We start from the raw sequence: 1,509 nt of genomic DNA on the forward strand, positions 1-1,509 counted from the left end.
ACAAGAGAAACAATAAAATGAGCGTGACAGCACCTACACAAACCTTACCTATCGGTAAAGAGCCACCGCACGTAAAAGCAGGCATGGCCCTAGACGAGTGGAAAGCCGCGACCAAGTTTGATAGCACAGACTGGGGATGGGTGATCATGAGTATCGGCATGGCAATCGGTGCCGGTATTGTCTTTTTACCAGTAAAAGTAGGCGTATTGGGCCTTTGGGTATTCTTGGCCTCTGCCGTGATCGGCTACCCAGCGATGTACTTGTTCCAACGCCTTTTCATCAACACTCTCTCAAGTTCACCAAAGTGCCAAGATTACGCTGGCGTTATTTCCGGTTACCTTGGTAACAAATGGGGGGCGTTATTAGGTGTGCTGTACTTCATCATGTTGGTGATTTGGGTCTTTGTTTACTCAACAGCCATCAACAATGACTCGGCATCTTTCCTACATAGTTTTGGCATCACGGAAGGTTTACTGTCTGAAAACCCGCTATATGGTCTGGCTTTAGTGTGCGCGCTGGTCGCTATTGCATCTCGTGGTGAAAAGATTTTGTTTAAGGTCAGTACTGGTCTTGTACTGATTAAACTTTGTACCGTTGCATTACTTGGCGTCATGATGATCGAAAAATGGGATGTAGCGAATGTCGGTGCGATTCCAGAAACAGGCGCTGGTTTGAAAGATGCAATTGAGCTACTGCCGTTTACTCTAACGTCTATTCTCTTTATTCAAAGCTTGAGCCCAATGGTGATCTCATACCGATCAAAAGAAAAATCGATTGAGGTTGCTCGCTTTAAAGCCATGCGCGCAATGAAAATTGCTTTCGGTATCTTGTTTGTGACGGTCTTCTTCTACGCGATTTCCTTTACGCTTGCGATGTCACATGAACAAGCGGTTAAAGCAGCAGAAGAGAACATCTCTGCTCTTGCGACGGTTGCGCAAGGTATGGACGGTACGACGCTAAAACTAATGAGTTTAATGCTGAATATTTTCTCAGTAATGACTGCGTTTTTTGGTGTGTACTTGGGTTTCCGCGATTCTTGCCAAGGTCTATCGATGCTGGCTCTAAAAAAGGTCATGCCTGAAGAGAAGATCAATAAAGACTTGGTCACCAAAGGAATCATTCTCTTTGCGATTCTCATGGCGTGGGGTGCAATTGTATTGAATCTACCAGTTCTGAGCTTCACATCAGTATGTAGCCCTATCTTTGGTTTGATTGGCTGTTTGATTCCAGCTTACCTTGTCTACCAAGTGCCTTCTTTACACAAATACAAAGGCGCGTCGCTTTACTTGATTATTGCTACTGGTATGTTGCTGTGCGTATCGCCTTTCGTCGCATTTAGTTAAAACCTACGTTGCCTTGGCTGTTACTCAGGTAGTGATGGCCAAGGCAAACTGAAGATTCAGCCTCTCTTCTCCCTGCTTTTATCTCATCCTTGAGAACTCTTGCCACATACCGTCCTATTTGCAGTTTTTACGCGATCTCCCTCACACTTTATTGACAATTCTCGAC

At 44.9% G+C, this 1,509-nt stretch carries 1 protein-coding gene; it reads left to right on the forward strand.

Annotated features, from left to right (window positions below):
• The first annotated feature begins 83 nt into the window (after nt 1-83).
• Entirely contained in the window at nt 84-1,343 is a 1,260-nt protein-coding gene (locus R7O13_RS24065; protein WP_318304826.1) for an aromatic amino acid transport family protein, read from the forward strand.
• The last annotated feature ends 166 nt before the right edge of the window (nt 1,344-1,509 follow it).

It is taken from the genome of Vibrio sp. Y176, from assembly GCF_033438945.1.

What these genes read in the sequence shown, in the direction of transcription:
- R7O13_RS24065 (WP_318304826.1), top strand. Translation starts at nt 84, where the DNA reads ATGGCCCTAGACGAGTGGAAAGCCGCGACCAAGTTTGATAGCACAGAC.